Annotated in this window: 13 protein-coding genes; 4 read left to right on the top strand and 9 right to left on the bottom strand. The window is 62.8% G+C overall.

The window, feature by feature from the left end:
- Positions 1–97: 97 nt before the first annotated feature.
- Positions 98–1012, top strand: coding sequence for a PhzF family phenazine biosynthesis protein (locus tag HWY05_RS19545; protein ID WP_176059288.1), 915 nt, complete (start codon positions 98–100; stop codon positions 1010–1012).
- Between the two features lie 7 nt (positions 1013–1019).
- Here the strand turns inward: HWY05_RS19545 and HWY05_RS19540 are convergent, their stop codons facing one another.
- The 5 genes from HWY05_RS19540 to HWY05_RS19520 all read right to left on the bottom strand — a co-directional run bounded on the left by HWY05_RS19540 (position 1020) and on the right by HWY05_RS19520 (position 6998).
- Complete coding sequence (locus HWY05_RS19540) at positions 1020–2003, bottom strand: serine hydrolase domain-containing protein (protein WP_176059287.1); 984 nt, start codon at positions 2001–2003, stop codon at positions 1020–1022.
- A gap of 185 nt (positions 2004–2188) precedes the next feature.
- Complete coding sequence (locus tag HWY05_RS19535; protein WP_176059286.1) at positions 2189–4093, bottom strand: S9 family peptidase; 1905 nt, start codon at positions 4091–4093, stop codon at positions 2189–2191.
- Between the two features lie 45 nt (positions 4094–4138).
- Positions 4139–4918 (bottom strand): hypothetical protein, encoded by a 780-nt coding sequence (locus HWY05_RS19530; protein ID WP_176059285.1) that lies wholly within the window; start codon positions 4916–4918, stop codon positions 4139–4141.
- A gap of 26 nt (positions 4919–4944) precedes the next feature.
- Positions 4945–5547, bottom strand: coding sequence for an HD domain-containing protein (locus HWY05_RS19525; RefSeq protein WP_176059284.1), 603 nt, complete (start codon positions 5545–5547; stop codon positions 4945–4947).
- An 83-nt stretch (positions 5548–5630) separates the two neighbouring features.
- Entirely contained in the window at positions 5631–6998 is a 1368-nt protein-coding gene (locus HWY05_RS19520) for a DEAD/DEAH box helicase (protein WP_176059283.1), read from the bottom strand.
- 399 nt (positions 6999–7397) lie between these two features.
- On the opposite strand from HWY05_RS19520, the gene HWY05_RS19515 reads away from it, so the two are divergent.
- The gene (locus HWY05_RS19515; protein ID WP_176059282.1) at positions 7398–9716 is read left to right on the top strand and encodes a mechanosensitive ion channel domain-containing protein; all 2319 of its coding nucleotides are present in this window, start codon (positions 7398–7400) and stop codon (positions 9714–9716) included.
- A gap of 211 nt (positions 9717–9927) precedes the next feature.
- On the opposite strand, the gene HWY05_RS19510 is transcribed toward HWY05_RS19515, so the two are convergent.
- Positions 9928–10428, bottom strand: a complete 501-nt coding sequence (locus tag HWY05_RS19510) for a hypothetical protein (RefSeq protein ID WP_035556207.1) — start codon at positions 10426–10428, stop codon at positions 9928–9930.
- Between the two features lie 373 nt (positions 10429–10801).
- Between HWY05_RS19510 and HWY05_RS19505 the strand changes: the two genes are divergently transcribed.
- Complete coding sequence (locus HWY05_RS19505) at positions 10802–11230, top strand: hypothetical protein (protein ID WP_156126700.1); 429 nt, start codon at positions 10802–10804, stop codon at positions 11228–11230.
- A gap of 67 nt (positions 11231–11297) precedes the next feature.
- On the opposite strand, the gene HWY05_RS19500 is transcribed toward HWY05_RS19505, so the two are convergent.
- Positions 11298–12224, bottom strand: coding sequence for a DUF72 domain-containing protein (locus HWY05_RS19500; RefSeq protein WP_176059281.1), 927 nt, complete (start codon positions 12222–12224; stop codon positions 11298–11300).
- A 214-nt stretch (positions 12225–12438) separates the two neighbouring features.
- Between HWY05_RS19500 and HWY05_RS19495 the strand changes: the two genes are divergently transcribed.
- Positions 12439–13671 carry a DUF2252 domain-containing protein gene (locus HWY05_RS19495; protein WP_176059280.1) on the top strand — a complete coding sequence of 411 codons (1233 nt, stop codon included), beginning with the start codon at positions 12439–12441 and terminating at the stop codon, positions 13669–13671.
- An 85-nt stretch (positions 13672–13756) separates the two neighbouring features.
- Here the strand turns inward: HWY05_RS19495 and HWY05_RS19490 are convergent, their stop codons facing one another.
- Complete coding sequence (locus HWY05_RS19490; protein WP_176059279.1) at positions 13757–18547, bottom strand: cellulose biosynthesis protein BcsC; 4791 nt, start codon at positions 18545–18547, stop codon at positions 13757–13759.
- Positions 18538–19728 carry a cellulose synthase complex periplasmic endoglucanase BcsZ gene (gene bcsZ / locus HWY05_RS19485; protein WP_176059278.1) on the bottom strand — a complete coding sequence of 397 codons (1191 nt, stop codon included), beginning with the start codon at positions 19726–19728 and terminating at the stop codon, positions 18538–18540. The genes HWY05_RS19490 and bcsZ overlap by 10 nt, the downstream gene beginning before the upstream one ends.
- Positions 19729–19731: the final 3 nt, after the last annotated feature.

Here is a 19731-nt window from a genome sequence, read left to right as displayed (position 1 = left end):
TGGCCTGGCGAAACGCGGTACAACTGTGTCTGTCCTGGCGATGACGCATGGCGATAATGGGGAGATCGAAAAAACCGACCCATGAACCGAGGACGCCATGAATCGCCGCTATGTCACCGCCGATGTATTCACCGACGAGAAGTTCAAAGGCAATCCCGTCGCCATCGTGCTCAATGCTGCCGGCTTGTCGACTCGCCAGATGCAGGCCATCGCGAGCGAGTTCGGGTATAGCGAAACAACCTTTGTGTTGCCGCCGCGCGACGCCGCGAATACCGCGTGGGTGAGAATATTCACGCCGACTCGCGAGATTCCTTTTGCGGGACATCCCAACATCGGCACGGCGTTTGTGCTTGGCACGCAAGCTGTGTCGAACGGAAATCGCTTGCCGGACCGACTCGTCTTCGAGGAGCTGGCCGGCCTGGTTCCGGTCACCCAGTTAAAAGACGGGGAGACGGTGGTCGGTGCTGAACTGATTGCGCCCGAACCGTTGGCGAGGCTTTCGCAGGTCTCGGCGGAACGGGTGGCGGCGTGCCTCTCACTCAGCGCGCACGACATTCGGATTGACGCTCACGCGCCTCAGGTCGCGTCGGTGGGTCTCCCGTTTCTGGTCGTCGAACTGGCTTCCCGCGATGCGTTGAGGCGGTGCGTCCCCGATCTCGTGGCGTATAAGAGTTTGCTTCCCCTCGATGGCGCCCTGTCCATCTACGCCTATACGCGCGAGATCGATCGCGCCGACGCAGAACAGGGCTGTGATCTGGCGGCGCGCATGTTCACGTCGCGCATGACGGAAGACCCGGCCACGGGTAGCGCGACAGCCGCCGCTACGGCGCTCATTGCTGATACGCGGGGCGTGTCGGCGCTGTCGCTATGCGTCGCTCAAGGCGTGGACATGGGGCGACCCAGCACGCTCTTTGCCAGCATCGACTCGCACGGTGGAAGTCCACTGATCCGCGTCGGTGGGAAATGCGTCACCGCTATGGAGGGATCGTTCGAGCTTGCGGGTGAAGGCTGACCGTGCGTCAGCAATGGCTCTCTACCGCGTCACCGATTACGCGTTCGACGATCGATACGAGTTCCGGCCGAGCGCTGCGAACGGTGGTGAACCCCGATACGGCAATGGCAAGCTGAGGCGCGTAATAGACCACCGTTCCCCAGAATCCGGCATGTGAATAACATACGGTGCCCGAGATCTCATTGACGGCGATGCCTAGCCGATAGGTATCGGCGCCTTCATGTTCGCCCTGCCGAAGCATCTCGACCAGCGTTTGCGGCTTGTCGAATACGCGGCCTTCAAACAGATCTTGTGTCAACGCGGCAAGATCGCGCGCGGACGTGACCAGTCCTCCGCCACCATAGAGGTCCATGCTGGCATCGACGTCGGTAACGTCTATGTCGTCGAAGAATTGCCGTGCGCGAGGCTCAATCCCGGACGGCGGCTGTTCGAGTACTTCCCACCATGTTGAACGTAGTCCCCGTTGTTCAAAGCGCAACGCTTTTCGAACTGCCGCTGCAAGCGTTTGGCCCGTTGTCCGCTCAACGATATCGCCCAGCAGGATATAGCCCGTGTCGGAGTACTGAAACCGGGTGCCGGGTTCGCTTTGAGGCCCGGCGTATCGAGTCGATAAACGGACCTGCTCTTCGCGCGTCCACTGATGGTGCGGTTGAGCAAGCACGGTCTGCATGAAACGCGGATCGTCGCCGTGATCGTAGAGTCCGGCGCTATGTGCCATAAGATGACGCACCGTGATCCGCTTGGTGCGATAGCCGCCAGCTCGCAGCAGCGAGATCAGACCCGGCGTTGCAACAGAAGCAATCGGTGCATCAAGGTCGATCTCGCCTTGCTCCCACAACCTCAGCATGGCCGCCGCGACGAACGTCTTCGTATTGCTGGCAATCCGCAGCGGCGTGTCGACGGTCAACGGCCGGTTGATCGATGCGTCGGCCATGCCGGCCGCCGCACCAAACGGCGCCGGTGTACCGTTGCCCGTGACGAACAGCGCCATGGGCGCACTCGCTGCGCTCAAGTCCGCGACAATTTTTTCTGATTTCAAATACGTCTCCGCGATGAAAGCATGACGGGCGGCAGGCGCTCGCTCAAATGCGCCGGTAGACAGAGTCTTGCCGTGTCATCAGCTGGTTGCCGATCAACGCTCTGCGCGGCCTCGGATCGCGACCGGCAACCACCGCCTCAATGCTTCGGCACGTCACCGAGATGCTCGGCCAGAAACGCCTCCATAACCTCATAGAACTCGTACTGGTTCTCTTCGTTGTGGAAGCCGTGCCCTTCGTTTTCCTTGAGCATGTACCTGACGTCTACACCGCGCGCTCGCAAAGCGTCGACGATCTGATCGCTCTCGGCCTGTTTGACGCGCGGATCGTTCGCGCCTTGCGCGACCAGCAGCGGCGTCACGATCCGGTCCGCGAAGAACAGCGGCGACGCATCGTGCAAGGCCTTCTTGCCTTCTTCGGTGCGCGGATCGCCGATCATCTCGTACATCATTTCGATCATCGGCTTCCAGTACGGCGGCAGCGAGTCGAGCAACGTGAAGAGGTTCGATACGCCGACGTAGTCGACTGCCGCCGCGTAGCGATCCGGCGTGAACGCCACGCCCGCCAGCGTCGCGTAACCACCGTAACTCGCCCCGTAAATACCCACGCGCGCCGGATCGACAATGCCTTGCGACACGAGCCAGTCGACGCCGTCGTCGATATCGTTCTGCATCGTGAGGCCCCATTGCCCGAAGCTCGCTTCCCAGAAAGCGCGGCCATAGCCGACCGAGCCGCGGAAATTGAGCTGCACGACCGCATAGCCACGATTCGCCAGCAGTTGCGCTTCGACGTTGAAGCCCCACGTGTCTCTTGCCCACGGTCCGCCATGCGGATTGACGATCAGCGGCAATGGCTTGGCGACAGGTTGCCCGAGCTCGTATCCCGCCGGCAAGGTCAGGTAGCCGTTGATCTGCAAGCCGTCGCGTGAGGTGAAATGAATTGGCGACATCGGCACCATATCGGCCGGGTCGAGCCAGGGTTTCAAGTCCGCCAGCTTGACGAGATGCCGGCGTTCGACGTCATAGAGCCAGGTCGAGCCGGCCGAGCGGTCGCTCGCGGCATGCACGATCACGCGCGACTCGTCGCGCGTCAAACTGGTGATGTGGACTTCCTGGCCCGGCAACTGACGCTCGAGATCGGCGATCACGTCGCGCGCCCAGTCGTCGAAGAAATGACGATGAGTCCGGTCGTCCACGTAGGACGCCGCGATCAGCACGCGGCGATGTTCCGAATACGTGAAACTGGTCACATCGACATGCCCGGTTTCGAACAGCAACGCACCTTCCTGGCCCGTTTGCGGATCGAACTCGAAAACGGCGACCTTGTCGCGGCCACGATTCGACATGACGTAGAGCGCTTTATTGTCGAACGTGAAAAACACCGGAGAGACGGTCTCGCGGAAATCGGTCGTGACAATGGGCCGGAAAGGCTCGGTCTCGACGTCCCGATAGTGCAGGGTCTGGTTGACGCCGTCCGACGCGATCGCGACGCGCAAGCATCCGTCGTGATCGGTCATCCAGCCCATGATGTTGCCGGGATTCTCGGCGATCTGCGTCAGCTCGCCGGTTCTGACGTCGGCGCGAAACACGTCGAAGACCTGCGGATCGCGACGATTCATCTGGATCAACACATGGCGGTCGTCTTCGCGCAGATCGTCGACAATGCCGGCGCGCACGCCGTCGAACGGCGTCAGGTCACGTGGTTCGCCGCCGTCGATCGGCACCGACAGCACATGAAAGTTCTCGTCGCCGCCGAAGTCCTTGACGAACAGAACCTGGTCGTTGCCTTTCCATGAATGGCCGGGCACGTCGCGCTCGGTTTCATTGGTCAAGGGACGCGGTTCGCCGACGAGCGCGCCGTGAGCATCGATTTCCTGCACGAAGATGTTCTGGCGGCCGGAGCGCCGTGCGAGAAAGGACAGGTGCCGTCCGTCAGGAGCGATGGTGAACGAATGCTGGTCGGGTCGGCGGAAAAAGTCTCGCACGGGGTACTGCCTGACCGCGCCGTCGTGGCCCTTAACGTTGTCTTGACCTTCTGCGACCATGCCTGCCTCCGTGAGTAAAAGTGCATTTGAACACGAGCGGCGGCGTTATGTCGCGAGTCGAGGCAAAGCGGCTTTGCACGCAATGAGTTGATCGTCGGTCGTGGCCACGAGCCACAAGCGCGCGTGCTCGGTGATCTGGCGGTTGTGATCTTTCAGCGGACCCATTGCGGCGGCCGCTTTCCAGACCACCGGCGCGGCGCGGCTTTTTCTGCCCGACGCGGCACCTACCAGCAGGCAGTAAGGGCCCAGAGGCAACGACACGAACGGCAGGGCGGGACTGGTGCGCACGCGCCAGTCGATGAAAGGCGCGTCACTGATCAGCAGCGGCGTGGGCAGCCCGTAAAGCACGCTGAAGTCGTAGAGCGCCAGCTGTTCCCGTGCATCGCTGTAGAGCCGCCGTATATCGTCGACCACCGCCGCGCGGATTTCGTCGTCGAACATGGCTTCCTGCGCGTAACGCGCCAGCGCCTCGCGAGCGGCGCTCTGGTAGGCGGAGAACAGGCCGAGTTCGAGGCAGTCTTCCACCGCGCGTGAGACCTCGGCCGCGGAGCCGGCTTCTTCCGGCTTGCCCAATTGCGCGGCTTTCAGGAATCGCGCCAGTCCTGCTTCCTGGATCGCGGGTCCGTGTGCGGCGGGATCGTCGGCGGCTTGCCTGTCAAGCGGCACGTAAATATATTCTTCAGACGCGAAGTGCGATTTCTTGCCTTCGTCGAACTTGATCTCGCCGTCGGCGAAGTCCAGATAGCGGGTGCCGATCCGGCCATGCTCCCAGATCCAGTTCTTCAGTAGCGGACGTAGCGGATGCAACCTGTCTTGACCAGCCATTGAAGTCTCCTAGTGCCACCGTTCAGTTAGCTGCTCCCACTCGCGGCAAAATATTCGCCGACGCGCTCGCTTGCCGCTTCCCACAGGGCCGGTGAGCCGCGCGCGATCACGGGGCCGTACCTTTCCATGACCTGCTGCTGCGTGACCCCGTTCTCAGTCCATGTTCCCCCGTTCGATAGGGTATTGATCAACAGGGGCTGCAATCGATCCAGCGCTTTGGCAAAGATCGCCTCGGGGGTTTGCGCGGCCTCGAACTCGAGCCAGAGATCGAGCAGTTCGCGCCCCTGGGGTTCGGGCAGTAGCCCAAAAATTCGCTCGGCGGCGTGTTGCTCCGCCTCGGCAATCTGTGCGGCCTGACCGCTGGATGAATGCATCGGATGGTCGCCGGCGTCGATCTCGACAACGTCGTGCACGAGCAGCAGTTTGACGACGTGGAGGGTGTCGACCGCTTCCTTTGCGTGCGCCGAGAGGACGAGCGCGAACAGGCTCAGGTGCCAGGAATGCTCCGCCGAGTTTTCCTTGCGACTCTGATCGATCAGTGGAGATTGCCGCAGTATCGACTTCAGTTTGTCCAACTCCACGAGAAAGGCAAGCTGCTGCGCGATTTGATCAGTGGGTCGGGAAGTCATAGACGGCACATTGATGGGTGTAGATGGAGAGAGCTTACCGATCTTCTTCGTGGAGCGCTGCGATTCGGCTGACGGCTGATGGTTCAGGGTTGGCGTTTGCCGCGGCCGCTAGCGGGTTTGCTAGCCGGTTTATGTGAACCCGCAACGGGTTTGCTGCGCGGCGCCGCAGGCTTGCGTTTGTTTTCGCCACCTTGCGGGCGCGGCTTTTTGCTGGGCGCCGGCATGGCGCGCGGCGCCGCTTGCGGCATTTTCGGCTTCTTGGGCTTTTTGGGTTTCTTGATGATTTCGCCCGTCGCGCTGGTTTGCGGCACGCGGTGTTCGGCTTCGAAACCCGGCTCTTCTTCACGGCGCAGCGTTTGCCGGATCAGCGCTTCGATCGCGGCCAGTTGCGGCGCTTCATCGGCACACACGAGGGACACCGCCACGCCGCTCGCGCCCGCGCGGCCGGTACGGCCGATACGGTGCACATAGTCTTGCGCCACGATCGGCAGATCGACGTTGATCACCAGCGGCAGATCGTCGATATCCAGTCCGCGCGCGGCCACGTCGGTGGCGACCAGCATCGATACTTCGCCCGTCTTGAAGCGCTCCAGCGCACGCAGGCGCGCGGGTTGCGGTTTGTCGCCGTGGATGGTGTCGACCGCATAGCCCGCTTCATCCAGCATGGCCGCCAGGTAATCCACGCCATTGCGGGTTTTGACGAACACCAGCGCGTGCGTCCAGTTGTTCTCCGCCACCAGGTGCATGAAAAGGTCGGGCTTGTTCTTTTTATCCACCAGCACCACCCACTGCTTGATCCTGCTGGCCGTGGCATTGGGCGGGCTGACGCTGATATCGACCGGGCCGCGCAGAATGCCCGCCGCCATGGCGCGGATGTCGTCGGTAAACGTGGCGGAGAACAGCAGGGTCTGGCGCTGAGCGGGCAACGCGGCAAAGACGGCGTTGAGTTCGCGCTCAAAGCCCAGATCCAGCATGCGGTCGGCTTCATCCAGCACCAGCGTTTGCACCTGATCGAACTGCACGGCGTTCTGGCGATGGAGATCCAGCAAACGGCCCGGCGTGGCAACGAGGACATCCACGCCTTTGCGCAACTTCATCATCTGCGGGTTGATGCTCACGCCGCCGTAGGCCGCCAGAAATCGTAAGTCGAGGCCTTTGCCGTAATCGATAAAGCTTTGCAGCAATTGTTCGGCCAGTTCACGCGTGGGCACCAGCACCAGAACCCGCGCGCGGTTGCTGGACACCGCCGGGCCGTGTTGCACCAGGCGTTGCAACAGCGGCAGCGCAAAACCCGCCGTTTTGCCGGTGCCGGTCTGTGCCGCGGCCATGACGTCCTTGCCACTGAGCACAGCGGGAATCGCCTTGGCCTGCACCGGCGTAGGTGTCTGGTAATTGAGGTCCTGCAGATTACGCAGCAAGGGATCGATCAGGCCAAGCGAGGCAAAAGACATTGGCGGTATTCCGGGCTAAAGGCGCAATTCTAGCGGTTACCGCCCGTGATTGCGCCGCGCAACCGGTTCCTGTCGAGGTTCACGCAGAATTGTGCCTTGTCCATGGCGGATTTTTGACACCCTGGAGGTACTATGGAGCGTTGCATGGGTCAACGACAGGAGCGTTGGGAGGGGCGGTGCGCTGGTCGTTAACGTCACGCCGTCACGGGAGCCGGCATACTGATCCCTACTAGCATATCGGGTGTGTGAATGAGTCAACACGCAGTTTGCAACGTCATTCGTCGTTGTGCACTCGCAGCGGGTTTGATTGCCGCCACCTCCGTTGCGGGTCAGGCACTTCCCACCCCACACGACATAGTTGCATCACCAACGAACGCCTCGGCACAGATAGCGTCCCCGTTGATCGATCCCGCGTTCATTTTGGCTCAGGCCGATGCTGACGAGCTATTCGCCACAACGACGATTGAACAGGCTCAGGCAGCGGACGTGACGTTGAGGCTCCAGCCAGGCCTGGACAAGATTGCGCATTCGGTCGACGACCGCTTGCGGGACCTTACCCCGACGCAGTTGATGCAGCTCTCAGTGATGCGGCTGGAAAGCCTGGAGCGGCACTGGCATTTCGACGCACGCCTCTATGAACGCTGGCACGACAGCTTGCGACTGGCGACAACACCTTATGTCGCCGACGCTGCCGAGCTGGCTCGTCGGCGTGCCGTCTGGCAATCGACAGCCGACCACGACGCTAACCTGCCCGGCGTTCTTAAGTTGCGCGTTGAAGCAGTCATCGCACTTCTCGATCGCGCCGAGCAGGAGATCTCCGTGCCACTGGCGCGCCAGATCGCGCTTGGCACACGCGCCAACGCGATAGAAGCCCGTATTCAGGTTGCGCAGGCATCGATTACCCAGGCCATCGCCTTGATCGACCGCCGTTTGATGATCTGGGATGTGAGTCCGCTGTGGCGCGCGGATGCGTGGCTTGTGAGCGCAGCGGGGGACGCCCGCAGCATACCGGAAGGCCTGAAGATCGAAACCGACTTCGCCCAGGCCTACAGCGACGCGAACTTTGGAAATCAGATTGCTTTGGAAGTGCTAGCGTGGGGGCTGTTGCCATTGCTGCTATGGATCAAACGCTACACCCGGCCGGCACGCGCGTCCGGCATGCTGGATCCCAGTGCCTCCCGCGTCCTGTCGCGCCCATGGTCAACGTGGCTGCTCCTGTGGATGGTAGGTTCATTGGGCCTTGAGCCCAATGCACCGATATTGACGACTCAAGCCTCGATGATCATCACGCTGATCCCGGTTCTGCGTCTGTTGCCGCACGACAGCAAGTCTTTGCTCGAGCGTTGGCCCTACCTCGCATCCGTACTTTATGCACTGTCGGGCGTTGGCCTGGTGTTTGCCGTCAACGGGTTAGGGTTTCGATTGTTTTCGCTGGGGTTGACGCTATTGGGTGCGCTGGGAACGGCGTGGCTGCTCTGGCGCGTCTACCGGCGCGACCATCCGAAACGGACCGGCACGCCAGGAAAGGTGCTGCGTGCGATTGCCTGGTTCGCGCTGGGCGTGTTCTGCGCGGCGGTGCTCATCAACGTGACGGGCAACGTGTCGTTAGCGGACATGCTGACCACCGCCGTGATAAGTAGCGCTTACCTGGCGCTGACGCTCTACGTGAGCGCAACGGTTGCTCTGACCTTTCTCCATCTGTTGCTGACTGGTACGAGCATCAACAACCTCAGCTTGGCGCGCCGGCATGTACCGCACCTGGTTCAGCTTCTTAAACGCCTCATTCTCATTGGCGCGGTGATCGGCTGGGTCATCTTCACGGTGGATTCGTTCCGGGTGCTGCGGCCGGTGTACGCTTTCCTGAGTCTGGCGCTTGGCTACGAATTCACGATTGGCGAGTTCTCCATCACCATGGGGCACATTCTGGCCTTTATCGCGACGGTCGCCATCGCGTTCTGGATATCGCACGTCACGCGCCTGCTTTTGCGGGACCTCATGAGCGGTTATTCGACGCCGTCGCGCGGCATCGGAAACAGCGTAGCGTCGCTCGTCTCCTATGCCATATTGTTGCTCGGCATAGTCATCGCGCTGTCGGCCGCCGGCTTCAAGGGGAGCCAGTTGGCGCTGGTCTTTGGAGCCCTCGGCGTTGGCGTGGGATTCGGTTTGCAGAACGTTGTACACAACTTTGTCTCGGGTCTGATCCTGATGTTCGAGCGGCCGATTCAGGCCGGCGATGTTGTCGAGATCGGATCGACCAGCGGCAGGGTTAGCGACATCGGGATGCGTGCCACGCGGATCAAAACCTTCGATGGCGCTGACGTGATTGTCCCGAATGGCTCGTTGCTTTCCGAGCGACTGACTAACTGGACGCTTCGGGATCGGCATCGCCGCCTGGAAATATCGGTAGGCGTCGCCTATGGTAGCGACCCACAATGCGTCATGACGTTATTGTCCAACTGCGCGTTGCAAACCCCGGGCGTCGCCAGCGAACCGAAATTGTCGGTGTTCTTCATGGGGGCCGGCGCGAGCGCTTTAGATTTTGTCATGCACGCGTGGATCCACGATCTCGATCGCTCCACCGCCATTCGCAGCGAGCTTCTCACTCGTGTCCATGTCGCGTTGAAGCAGGCTGGTATCGAGGTGCCTATCCCACAACGCGACGTGCATATACGAAGCATGCCTGATGATAGGCGTGAGCGGCCACGTGTGGACGAATGAACTCATTGTTCCGGTTCCATCCGGTCACATTATTCTGAAGTGGCACGGCTTCTTCCCGACCTGTTCGAGTTTGAATCCCTTCTGGGTCGTGCAGGAAGAGATCTCGTCCGGTAACCGGCCGTCGACTTTCTCCAAAGCGATCAATCGACGCGGTCACCGACGTGACGACCCAATGTCCTCATCCAAACACTCGAACGGGTTTCCCACCATGTCAGTCGCAAAAGGAGGAACTCTCGTCAAAGCCTCGTTTCCAGTTTCTTATTTTGAGGCTGCTCTCGGGGACGTCGGCGGTCGTCTCGTCGGCATTGATCTGCTTGAGCTTGATCAGGCACACGTCGTGGCCGGTGACCAGTTCCGCCGCATACGACGCGCCATTTTTTGGGGCGAACGTCACGGTCGCATTGCATCCGCGAACCACAAACCCGATTGGCAAAGGGATGATTGCGCGGTCGACACTCATTGTGATGGATAGCGGCTCGCTGGCCTTGACGGCAACGGTGGTTTTTTTGGAATCCGACCTCATCAACGCAATGCTATGTCTTGAGGAACACGTCTCGGCATTGTCATAAGTTTGAATGCTGGTCGTTGAGTCCTTATATTTACTGAATGTAATGTGGGCCGTGTCGCCCGATGTCGGCGGCGCGTAGGTGCTTGCGCATCCCGCAATGCTCGCTGCCGTCACCAGCACAGTACCGATATACCGAATTCCCATATTCGCAACCCTCGTCGTTATGCTGCCGATTTGAAATCTCGTGTTCGACGCCTGTTAACGGCAACGTCCGGCAAGTCTTGAGCTCGGGGGCAGTTTTATGGCTGATCTTGTTGGGATCGGCAGCGTGGCGGGGAGTTATTTTCATTCGTGGAATTCGGTGTTCCGGCGTCTGGCTTGAAGTTGAACTACGACGTGACCTATAACGCGCCATCCAGGGCGACCATTCTCGCTCTACAAAGCTTTCACTCACGGAGCATAGAAAAAACTCGCGCTTCGCGACCACCTGTTTCTTGCTGGAAAAAGCTTTGAGACAGCACTATGATCGATCAACCGAGTAGCGCTAATTTTTTAATTTGCGGAGATTCCTTTGAGAGTGGAAACCAGATTCATCTTTTTCCCGGGCAACAATGCGCCAAGCCTGGTTCGAGCCGCAGCCGCAGTTTATTGGGTCGTGTTTTTGGTATTTTCAGTTCGTATCGTTGTTGGAGTGGGCGTTCCGCCTTTCAGCACACCTCGGGAAGTGGAAGCGGCGCTCACGGTGTTCGGGCTGCTCTCCGCGATTACAATTTTCTATGCATTCACTATCATGCGGCTTTCGGCTGGAAAGCTTTGGGCAAGAAATGTTGCACTCCTTTTGACGGGATTCCTGATCATGGTAGCCCTCTATCATTTGTTTTCGGACGGGTTATCCTCCGAGAAAAATAACGTGGTGGGCTTGCTAATCATTGTCGCCGAAACGGTTGCCGGGTTATTTTTGCTGACTTCCGAAAGTAGCCGTTGGTTTAAGTCAATGGCCCGCTAAACCGGCATACTCAAAACGGACGGGGATTGCGCTTTGTAGCGACGGGTAGCTGATAGCCGCACGAAATTTATAATTCTGGAGCAACAGCGCTGCCCTCCAGAATCCCTATCAACGTCTGCGCATTCCGCTGCCCCTGATCCTCAAAGCAGTTATTAAAAATAACATGCGTTCTTCCGGCCTTCGTCGCGATCGCGCGAATCGGCGTCGCCAGCTCACGCAACTCATCATCGTCATAATCGTAATCAAAACGATCCGCGGCACTGGCCGCACCCGTCGCGCTCCACGTCTGGGTATTGCGGCCGTGCAAACGCACCATCGCAAGCTGGGGATTCGTCGCTTCCCACACGGTATGCACGCGGTTCGTCACGTCAGGCGGTGCGTCGACGATCACGTGTACGAGGCTGCGTTCACGCAGAAAATCGAGCGACCACGGCGCGTGCTGTTCATCGAACCACGACTGATTGCGAAACTCCGCCGCCATCAGATAACCCGCCATCCGAGCCCGGCATTCATCGACGAGCGCGAGGCCGTCCGGCGCGCGCGTGATCCACGGCGCGAACTGGAATAGCACCGCACCGAGGCGGCCAGTCACGCGCAAGGGTTCGAGCGCTTCCAGATAGCGGCGCCACAATTCGTCGAGGATATCGGTGGGCATGTCGCGGTAATACACGTTCTTTTTGCGCGGACCGGTGATCCTTTCCGGCAGCGCCATTGCGATGTCTTTGGGCAGCGCGTCGGGCGAGGTCTGATGCCCGGTGAACAGGCGGAACGCCTTGAAATTGAACGTGAAGCCTTCGGGCGTGCGCTCGGTCCACAGTTGCGCATTGCTTGCCGACGGCATGGCGTAGTAAGCCGAATCGACTTCGACCAGCGGGAATTGCGACGCGTAAAAGCGCAGGCGCGCTTCAGCGCTGCTGCTGCCGCGCGGATAGAAGCGCTTGCAGGCAATCAACGTCTTGTCGGTCCAGCCAGCGGTGCCGCATTGGATGTTCATGAGCGAAGTCGTGTGAATTGCGCCGTCCGCGCCGTCGCGCGGCTTCGCGGCTCAAATCATTGTAGGTCACCAGTTCGCGACCTTGGCGCAGCCGGCCGACTGCCAGACCTTAGGCCCGATTCGTGCTCTCGCTACTTGTTCGCGCGCGCCAATGAGCGCAAGGTGCAACTGGACAGCACGCCGAATTCGAACATCAATAAACGCGGACCCTACCATGTCGAAGAAAAACCTCACACGCGCCAGACTGCCGAAAGCCGACGCCCGCCAGGCACTTTTGATCACGCGCCGCAACGCCAGAATGGCGCGCTCCGCGCACGCGTATGTGCGCGGCAACACCAGCAAATTCTACGAATGGCTCGAGGGTATGGAGAGCCACACGTTGCCCGAAGGCCCGGCGATCTGGATCTGCGGCGATTGCCACACCGGCAACCTCGGGCCGGTGGCCGACGCGCAAGGCCGCGTCGAAATCCAGATACGCGATCTCGACCAGACCGTGATCGGCAATCCGGCGCACGACCTGATTCGCCTTGGCCTGTCGCTAGCCACCGCCGCTCGCGGTTCCGACCTGCCGGGCGTGACGACGGTGCGCATGATGGAAGCGCTCGCGGACGGCTACGAGCGCGCCTTCGACGAAGCCGCGGGTGACGCCGACATCCACGCCGAAAAGCCCGAGGCGGTGCGCGTGGTGATGAAGGAAGCGGTGCGCCGTTCGTGGCGTCATCTGGCGGAAGAGCGGATCGAGGATATCGAGCCGACCATTCCGCTTGGGCCTCGCTTCTGGCCATTGGCGAAGAGCGAGCGGCGCGAGATTGACGCGTTGTTCGAGAAGGGCACGCTGGCGCGATTGGCGACCGTGCTGCGCGGCGCCAGCGACGAAGCCGACGTGGAAGTGCTCGACGCCGCGTACTGGGTCAAGGGATGCAGCTCGCTGGGCCGATTACGCTATGCGGTGCTGCTCGATATCGACGGCGCCGCATTGGACGGCGACGATCTGTGTCTGATCGATATCAAGGAGGCCGCGCAGGCGGCCGCGCCACGTTATCCGCGCGTGCGGATGCCGCGCGACAACGCCGAGCGGGTGGTGGAGGGCGCGCGCCATCTGTCGCCGTCGCTGGGCGAGCGGATGCGCGCGGCGCGCCTCGCGGACCGCGCGGTCGTGATCCGTGAGCTGCTGCCGCAGGACATGAAACTGACGATCGAACAACTGACCCGCGACGAGGCCATGAAAGCAGCGCGCTTTCTTGCGCTGGTAGTGGGCAAGGCGCACGCGCGGCAGATGGATAGCGGCGAGCGCAAGGCGTGGCTCACCGAATTGCGCCGCAACCGCTCGAAGACGCTCGACGCGCCGGGCTGGCTTTGGACAAGCATCGTGGAACTGGTGAGCAGCCATGCGGCCGGCTATCTGGAGCACTGCCGCCGCTACGCGACCGAACGCCGGGACGACTGACAGCGCATCCCGGGGCTGCCTGCGACGGCGACGGCGACAGTGGCCCGAAAGAACTCACCGTCGCCGCAACCCGCAAACTCCTACATCAGTTCGACAGCGACACGTACGGCGAACTGAGCGGCGTCGGCGGGAACGGTTGCAGGCCGGTCTGCTTGCTGAAGCTGTAGCGCACATAAACCGACGCGAGCCATTCGCGGTATTCATACGCATTGCCGAGCGACGCCGTGGCGCCGAACGCCAGTTGCGGCGCGAGTTGATATTCGCCGACAGCGCTAAGCGAATACGACACGCCGGTCTTGCTCTGGCCAGGATAAACCGCGTTGCTGTCGAGCCCGCCCCCGAGGGAATTGGCCCGTGCTGCCGCGTTGCTTTGACGATCGGAGCCGTCGTTGAGCGGGAAGTAGTTCGACGCATCCTGCCGGTAATGCTGCACGCCGATCGAGCCCTTCACGTCGTACGTGAACGCGCCGTTGCGGCCCATCCACTCGATCGGAAGATTCAGGATCATGTACTGCTGCGGGCTGAAATAGCCGCCCTGGCCATACGTGAAGTACGACAGGTTGTTGTTATAGGTCATCAGCGTGGTGTTCACGCCGACCGTGAGCGTCTGGTCGGCGTCTTTCAGCAGACGCGTATAAACACCGCCGCCGCCCTTGTACGCGTTGTTGCTCGCGACGTGGTAGCCCATGTAATGCTGATAAGAAGCGTTCACGTACAGGCCGCTCGTGCCGTCGTCCCACGCGAGGCTGCCGAGGCCGCCATTGGACGTGACGCCGCCCCATTCGAGGCCCGAGCCCGAATCGCGCGCGCCGGCATACGAGAGCAGGCTGTCGGTCACCGCGCGCCGTGCGACGGCGAGCGAGTAGGTCACCTTGTCGGTGATCGCGCCGTTGTACTGCGCGCCGCCCACGATGTTTTTCTCGGGGAAGCCGAGCGGCGTCACGCCGATATCGGCGCTGATGCTGCGGCCTTCGTAACCGAGCGACAGGCCCACGCCGTTCGCGGTCTGGCTGCCGTACGTGTTGTTGCCGGCCACCGCCGAGATCGCGGACTGCGGGTTGGACAGACCGGCGCCGAAGCGGGCCAGCGTCGACGTCGTGCCGGCGGCGGTGCCTGCGTCGAGCGTCACCGGCGTGGCCGTGATGACGATGTGGCCGTTGCCCGCCTTGATGCGTCCCTGAACCGGCGCTTCGATATCGGTGAGGGTGGACAGGCCGTCCTCGCCGGTGCGGTTGCGGAACACGATGCCGCCCGTCACGCTGCTCGATTGTTCGCGATTGACCTGCGCGAGTTCTTCCGCGACGCCGAGCGTTTGCGTGTTGGCGACGTTCGACGGCGCGTAGTTCGCGCCGTTGCCGTTCGCTCCCGGCTGCTGCGGGTAATAGGCCTGTGCATAGCCGGTCGGCGGCTGCGGAATGTATGGCTGCTGCTGTTGCGCGTAATAGCCCTGATTCGGATAAGCCTGCGGCGGCACCGGTTGATACGGCTGCTGGCCATACCCTTGCTGCTGCGGCGGATACGGTTGATAGGGCTGCTGCGCGTAACCCTGTTGTTGCTGCGGATACGGCTGCTGGCCGTAATAGCCCTGTTGTTGCGGATAGCCTTGCTGTTGTCCATAGGGCGCTCGCGCGTAGGTCGGCGCACTGCGCTTGCTCTTCGACGCGGTCTGCTTTTTAGCGGTCGGCCGTTTCGCGTTGGCGTTATAAGGCGCATACGGTTGCGCTTGCGTCGAACCGGCGTTGGCCTGCGCTTCGCGCGCCGCCGGCGACATGGGCCACGGCGTCGCGGCGTAACCATCCGGCGCGCCGTATTGCGCTTGCTGCGGATAGGGCTGCTGCGGATACCCCGCGTTATACGGCTGTTGCTGCGGCTGCTGCGCATACCCCGCGTTATACGGCTGTTGCGGCGCCTGCATCGGCGCCTGAGCCTGCATCGGCTGTTGCCCTTGCCCCGGATAAGGCTGCAACGGCGCGCCCGACTGGCTCGACCCATAAGTTTCCTGCCCATAGCCACCGGAATTCACGGCGGGGCGAGGCGTGTTGTACGGCAAGGCAGCGGGCGCACCGTTCGGCGTATAAGGCTGCGCGGGCGCCGTATAAGGCGCGACGTACGGCGCGGGCTGCGTAGGCGGCGGATAGTTCGGCACGGTCTGTGTCGGCAAGGAGGACTGCGAGTACGGAAGCGCGGCGCGCGCGGCGGTGTAATTGCCGCCGCCCAACGCGGCGTTGTCGGCGTCGGACGGTGTGACGGTAGCGGTTTTGCCTTCGAACGGATTGGTGCCGGGCAGCGGCGTCGCGCCGATCCGGCGCATGGCCACTTCCCAACCGCGCGGCACGTTGCTCGCCGGGGTGCGCGGCGCGTTGGCCATCAGCGGCGTATTGGCGGCGACCAGCGAGCGCTGCAGATACGTCGACGCGAGCGACAGCTTGCCTTCCGCGCGATACATGCGGCCGACGGTGGCCAGCACGCCCGGATCGCCGGGCGCTGCGCGCAACGCCTGATTCGCGAGCGATTCGGCGTAGCTGAACTGCTTCGCGCCGACCGCGGCGGGAATCGTGGCCTGCAACAGGTTCAGGTCGTCGGGCTTGCGTTGCAGCGCGACGCGATAGCTGGCGAGCGCATTGCGGTCGTCGCCCGCGCTCGAATAAAGACGGCCGAGCGCGGCCTGCAGATCGGGGTTGTCCGGCATGGCCGCGAGCCACGGCGCGATCACGTCGTAGGCGCTAGCCAGATCGCCGCGCTGGCGCACCGCGTCGCATTGCTTGATGACGATGCCCAGATTCAGATTGCCGAAGTCCGTGCGTTGCTGCGGCGTCAACTGCATCGCGGCGAGCCGGCGCATCACCATGCCGAGTTCGTTTTCCTGCTGCGTGGCCGACAGAATGCCCGCGTATTGCAGCAGCAGATCGGTGTTGCCGGGCGCCGCGTTCATCGCGCTGCGCACGAGGCCCAACGCGCGGTTCGGGTCGCCCGCCTGCTGATAACCGGCGGCGATCACGCCGATCAGTTCGGGGTTGTTGCCGGCGACCGGTTCGGCCGCGTGCAGCGTGGCGAGCGCCTGCTGGTTCTGACCGTTGCGCGCCATCCGCGTCGCGAGATCGGCCTGTTGATGCACCCACAGGCGGTGCTGCAAGGTCGTCATCGCGTCGGTGCGCTGCGCGGCCGGAATCCGCTCCAGTTGCGCGAGCCCCGCCGCCCAGTCCTGCGTTTCCGCCGACAGCAACGCGCTCGCATAGAGCGCGTCGGTCATGTCGGGATGCGCGGCCAGCAGGCCGTCCATCATGCTGCGGGCGTTGGCGACCGCGCCTTGCCGCACGTAAATGCGCGCGAGGTCGAGCCGCAGCCACGGGTCGTCCGGCGTGTTCAGCAGCGCGTCTTCGAACAGGCTGCGGGCGCTGCCGAGATCGCCGCGCGCTTCGGCGGCGCGTGCCTGAGCGGCTTGCGCTTCGCCGCGCAGACGGTTGATGCCGCCGGCCTTGGTCTGCTGTTCGGCGTTCAACTGATTGGCGAACTGCAGCGCCTCGTCGCCGCGGCCTTGCGCGGCGAGCGCGCCGACCAGTCCGCGCACCGCGTCGGGATTGTCGGCCTGGCGGCGCAGCGCCATCCGGTACGCCTGTTCCGCGCCGACCGGGTCGTTATTGGCGAGCAGCATTTCGCCGAGCAGCACCTGCGCGGTGACGTCGGACGGATTCAGCGCGATCGCGCGTTCGAACAGCGACTTCGCTTTCGCGAATTCGCCGTTGCTGCGCGCGCCGATTGCGTCGCTGGTGTAGGTCCAGTAGGTCGCGCTGTCGAGCGCGGTTTTCCAGCGCGCCGGATTGCCGCTGCGCGACGCGCGTTCCAGATAATTGCGCGCCTCGGCGAAGCGTTCCTGCTTCAGCGCGGCGATCCCCATGCCGCCGAGCGCGTCGGTGTCGTTCGGGCTGTTGGCCAGCACCGAGGAAAACTTCGAGCGCGCGGTCGCGACGTCGTCTTTGTCGAGCGCGGTGAAACCGTCGGCGACGGTACGGCCGCGTGCATCCGTCGCGGCGTTCTCTTGCGAGCGGTCGCGCGCCGCCTTGTCCTGCTGCACCATCGAATCGAAGCGCGCCTTGACCGCGGCGTCGTCGCCGGCGCTTTGCAGATACGACTCGTACAACGCGGAATCGGAGGGCCGCGCGTCGAGCCACAACAGCGCCTGACGCCAGCTCTTTTTCGCCGACGTGCCGACCGTGTTGTCGGCGGAGAGTTTTTGCAGACGCGCGATACCGTCGCGCCGCGTGACGTCGCGATACGTTAGATGCTGCGCGTAGGCGAGGGCGTAGCGCGGGTCGTCGGGGTTGTCGCGCGCGAGCTGTTCGAGGCCGCGGCGGGCCTGGTCCCAGCCTTGCGGCGTAGCCGACAGCGCCTGGTAATACTCGAGCTGCAATTCGGGCGTGGCCGGCTTGCCGTTCAGCGCGCGCTGGTATTGCTCCACCGCGCTCGCGCTCTGGCCGCTTTGCGCGAGCCGCCGCGCGTCGTTCACGGTCTGGTCGCGCACGCTCGATTCGCCCAGACGCCGGCCGAGTTCATCCATATTCGGGTAGTTCGGCGCGACCGCTTTCAGGCGCGCCAGATATTGCTGCGCGCCCGCGCCGTCCTTGCGGTCGGCGAGCACCATGCCCATGCCGTAGAGCGCGTCGGGCTGCTTCGGATCGAGCCGCAGCACCTTCAGCCAGGCCTGCTCGGCGAGGTCGCCGCGCTGATGCGACTGCCAGTACTTGCCCTGATCGATCAGCACGTTCAGCGGATCTTTCGACGCCTGCGCCAGCACGTCGGGCGCGGCGGTCGCCACATAGCAGACCGCCGTGACGCTCAGCGCGAAGCGCAATGACAACGCGAGGGCGCTCAATCGCATGCATTTCTCCAGCCAGGCACGAGACGGCCGGCTTCGTCGAAGCGATAGCGGCCGTCGATAAACCCCGTGCCGAACAAACCCAGCACACGATCGTAGTAAACCGGCTCGCGGCCGGGCACATTGGCGTCGAGCGCCGCGAGATGGGTGCGCGCGAGGCCGAGGCCGCGCTCGTCGCCGAGCGACTTGAAATACGGCGCGAGCGCGCCCCAGTAACTGAGCGGACCTTCGCCGCTGGCCGTGCCGCTGGTCGACGAGACTTTCTCCGGCGGAATGCCGGTTTGCGCGACCTTCGCGCGCATGCCGCCGAGCGCCGCGAGCCAGGGTTTGGCGAGCGGATCGGCGGGCGAGGCGAGACCGGCCCACAGATAAACGCGGATCGCGTCGTAGCTGCCGGTGTCGCCGTTTTTCGGATCCACCACGAACTGGCCGTTCTGCCACGCCGCCCAGTCGGGCGAGAAGCCTTGCGGCGCGGTGGTCTTGATCAGCTTGTAGGCGCTCTCGGCGAGCTTGGCCCACGGACCGTTCGGCTGTTCATGGGCGAGCGCGCGCAACACCGGCAAGGGCAGATAGCTCGGATTCAGACGCGTCACGCCGCCCACCTTGAAGCCTTGCGGTCCCGGCAGCAGCATCGGGCCGACGCCCGGCAAGGTGGTCATTTCCTGGCGCGCGATCTGCGTGGCCAGCGCCTGGCCGAGTTGCGTGTAGGTGGGGTCTTTCCACAGACGGCCGGCTTGCAGCAGGTCGTAGGCGATCCACAGATCGGAGTCGGAGGCGGAATTCGGATCGAGTACGCCGAACGAGCCGTCCGGTTTTCTGCCCCATTGCCACGACGGCAGCCGCATGTTTTGCGCGTCGAACTGATTGTCCGCGAGGTTGGTGCGGGTCCACGCGAGCAGCCGGTCGAAGGTCGCGCGGTCGTTCGCGACCAGCGCGAAGAACAGACCGTACGACTGACCTTCGGAGGTGGTTTGCTGGGTCGGCGTGGAGTAGTCGATCACGCGGCCGTCCGCCTGCACGAAACGTTCGACGAAGCGCCGGTAGCCGGTCCACTCACCGCACGCCCCGGACGCCGCGGCTGCGGGATTGACCTGCGCCACCTTCACGAGATTGGCAAAACTCGCCGACGCGGCGAGGCCGAGCGTCAATGCGAGGCATGCCTTCCGGTTGATTCGAACCTGCATAAA

The sequence above is a fragment of the Paraburkholderia sp. BCC1876 genome (genome assembly GCF_902833695.1).
Taxonomy (GTDB): domain Bacteria; phylum Pseudomonadota; class Gammaproteobacteria; order Burkholderiales; family Burkholderiaceae; genus Paraburkholderia.
This window is presented reverse-complemented; position numbering and strand designations above follow the sequence as displayed.

Coding starts and splice junctions, on each gene's coding strand:
- HWY05_RS19545 (WP_176059288.1), top strand. CDS start 98: ATGAATCGCCGCTATGTCACCGCCGATGTATTCACCGACGAGAAGTTC.
- bcsZ (WP_176059278.1), bottom strand. CDS start 19,728: ATGCAGGTTCGAATCAACCGGAAGGCATGCCTCGCATTGACGCTCGGC.
- HWY05_RS19510 (WP_035556207.1), bottom strand. CDS start 10,428: ATGGGAATTCGGTATATCGGTACTGTGCTGGTGACGGCAGCGAGCATT.
- HWY05_RS19525 (WP_176059284.1), bottom strand. CDS start 5,547: ATGACTTCCCGACCCACTGATCAAATCGCGCAGCAGCTTGCCTTTCTC.
- HWY05_RS19495 (WP_176059280.1), top strand. CDS start 12,439: ATGTCGAAGAAAAACCTCACACGCGCCAGACTGCCGAAAGCCGACGCC.
- HWY05_RS19535 (WP_176059286.1), bottom strand. CDS start 4,093: ATGGTCGCAGAAGGTCAAGACAACGTTAAGGGCCACGACGGCGCGGTC.
- HWY05_RS19530 (WP_176059285.1), bottom strand. CDS start 4,918: ATGGCTGGTCAAGACAGGTTGCATCCGCTACGTCCGCTACTGAAGAAC.
- HWY05_RS19540 (WP_176059287.1), bottom strand. CDS start 2,003: ATGGCGCTGTTCGTCACGGGCAACGGTACACCGGCGCCGTTTGGTGCG.
- HWY05_RS19520 (WP_176059283.1), bottom strand. CDS start 6,998: ATGTCTTTTGCCTCGCTTGGCCTGATCGATCCCTTGCTGCGTAATCTG.
- HWY05_RS19500 (WP_176059281.1), bottom strand. CDS start 12,224: ATGAACATCCAATGCGGCACCGCTGGCTGGACCGACAAGACGTTGATT.
- HWY05_RS19490 (WP_176059279.1), bottom strand. CDS start 18,547: ATGCGATTGAGCGCCCTCGCGTTGTCATTGCGCTTCGCGCTGAGCGTC.